Annotated in this window: 3 protein-coding genes; all 3 read right to left on the reverse strand. The window is 37.4% G+C overall.

Annotation, left to right across the window (positions count from 1 at the left end; translation table 11 throughout):
• Positions 1 to 190: 190 nt before the first annotated feature.
• Positions 191 to 664 (reverse strand): hypothetical protein, encoded by a 474-nt coding sequence (locus AACZ30_RS13760; RefSeq protein WP_093304514.1) that lies wholly within the window; start codon positions 662 to 664, stop codon positions 191 to 193.
• 94 nt (positions 665 to 758) lie between these two features.
• On the reverse strand, positions 759 to 1,094 hold the full coding sequence (locus AACZ30_RS13765; protein WP_339650089.1) for a hypothetical protein: 336 nt from the start codon (positions 1,092 to 1,094) through the stop codon (positions 759 to 761).
• A 72-nt stretch (positions 1,095 to 1,166) separates the two neighbouring features.
• Positions 1,167 to 2,114: porphobilinogen synthase (hemB, locus tag AACZ30_RS13770; RefSeq protein ID WP_339650090.1), on the reverse strand; the 948-nt coding region annotated here is incomplete at its 5' end.

Raw genomic sequence — 2,114 nt, forward strand, 5'->3', positions numbered from 1 at the left:
ATAGAACACATAAAAGAAAAGAAAATGGAAAGAGTAGCATATAAAATGAGTAATCCCATATTGGCTTTTGGTTGTTTGAATCACTAAATTAAAGATTATTATAACAATCTTTTGCAAAGAAATGGTAAATCCTGAAAAAAATAACCCCACCTGGTTAGGGTGGGGCAGTTAAAACTGAATTTAATGAGCTTTAAGCAGAAAGTTTTTCGCTAATTATTCGATTCCATTTCTGGGCTATAACCAGCCTTTCTGAAGCATTATTACTAGAGTTGTCATCTTCATCATAAAAAATAATTTCGGTAAGTTTTTTATTATTTCTGTTTTCAGAAAGGTCCAGGCTAATCCTTTTTATTAACTCGGGTTTATCTGGAAATGGGTGTGAACTTACCTTAGCATTTTTTATATAACTAAGGTCCAATACCTGGTGTTGCATATTGTTGGTAGGTTCTATAACCAGTAATTTTTTAGCCTTGCTGTCTAATCCCAAAAGTAAAGTAGCCGAAATTTCTATCGTATCGGTGTTTAAATTGTTTTTTATACTTAATTCTTTAAGGTTTTTAAGCCTGTTTTTTTCTTTGGTGTTTTGTTGCCAGATTAAGAATAATATTGGCAGCACAAACACAGCTAAAAGCCCAAGGCCTATTAGCGTAGATGCGGTATCCATTTTTTTTGATTTTTTTAGGTGAAATTATTGTTATGCTTTTTTAAAGCCTTGTAAGCATGAAAAAGCTTATAGTTTTTTCAATAAAAACTCTATTTCACCAAAAAAAATGGAAGGGATAAATATGTTGAAGTATTAATTGCCGCCGATCTAAAAAGCTAAAGATTGAAGTTTTTCCAATCGGGATTAGGAATTCTTCTTTTGAAGAATATGCAGAAACTAAATAACCCGCAGAGCCGGGAAAATTTTCTTCTGAAGTAATGTGTTCAGAAGAAATTATTTCAGAAAATATTACTGCCTGCTGATTTTGGTCAGCCTGCAGGTAATCATAATTTCGGGAATCAAGATTATGAGCAGGAAAACCAGAAAAAGCGAAGCCCTGTCCTGAAAAGGAGATAAAAAATATGGCAAACAGCGCATATAACGCTTTCAAATTTTTCTGGTTTTTCACCCTGTAAATGTATATAAAAACCTGATTGGTTATCGCTAAATTTTAGTTATAAAATTAAGAAATCAATTTCACAGCGTCTTTAGCAAAATAGCTGGCAATCATAGAAGCGCCGGCTCTTTTTATGGCGGTTAATTGTTCTAAGATTACCGCATCGTGGTCTAACCAGCCTTTTTCGGCCGCAGCTTTAATCATTGCATATTCGCCGCTAACCTGGTAAACCGCAACCGGAACATCTACTGCATTTCTAATATCACGAACAATATCTAAATAGCACAAGCCCGGTTTTACCATCACAATATCGGCGCCTTCCTCAATATCCATAAGGGTTTCTTTAACCGCTTCTTCGCGGTTTGCAGAATCCATCTGGTAGGTTTTTTTATCCTTCGGGATGTTTTCGGCATCAACGGGTGCGGAGTCCAAAGCATCGCGGAAAGGCCCGTAAAACGCTGAAGCGTATTTGGCGCTGTAACTCATAATCCCGGTTTCGTGAAAACCTTCGTCTTCCAGTAAACTGCGCATTTCAAAAATTCGGCCGTCCATCATATCGCTGGGAGCGAGAATATCGGCGCCGGCTTTAGCGTGAGAAAGTCCCATTTCAGCTAAAATAGCGGTAGTATCGTCGTTGATCACTTTTCCATCGGCAATCACGCCATCGTGCCCATAAGCAGAATAAGGATCCAGGGCAACATCGGTCATGACCAGCATTTCCGGAACTGCATTTTTTACCGTTTTTATAGCGCGTTGCATTAGTCCGTCAGCATTTAAAGCTTCCGTTCCGGCATTGTCTTTTAAATTATCAGGAACTTTTACAAAAAGCAAAACCGATTTTATTCCTAAACTCCAAAGCTCTTTGACTTCCTTTTCCAGCAAGTCAAGACTAAACCTAAAATAATTAGGCATAGAAGCGATTTCTTCCTTCTTGTTTTTTCCTTCTACCACAAAAAGTGGCGCGATAAAATCGTTTGGAGTTATTGCGGTTTCCCTAACTAAGCTTCTCATCGC

This window comes from uncultured Salegentibacter sp. (genome assembly GCF_963972535.1).
In the GTDB taxonomy this organism is placed as follows: domain Bacteria; phylum Bacteroidota; class Bacteroidia; order Flavobacteriales; family Flavobacteriaceae; genus Salegentibacter.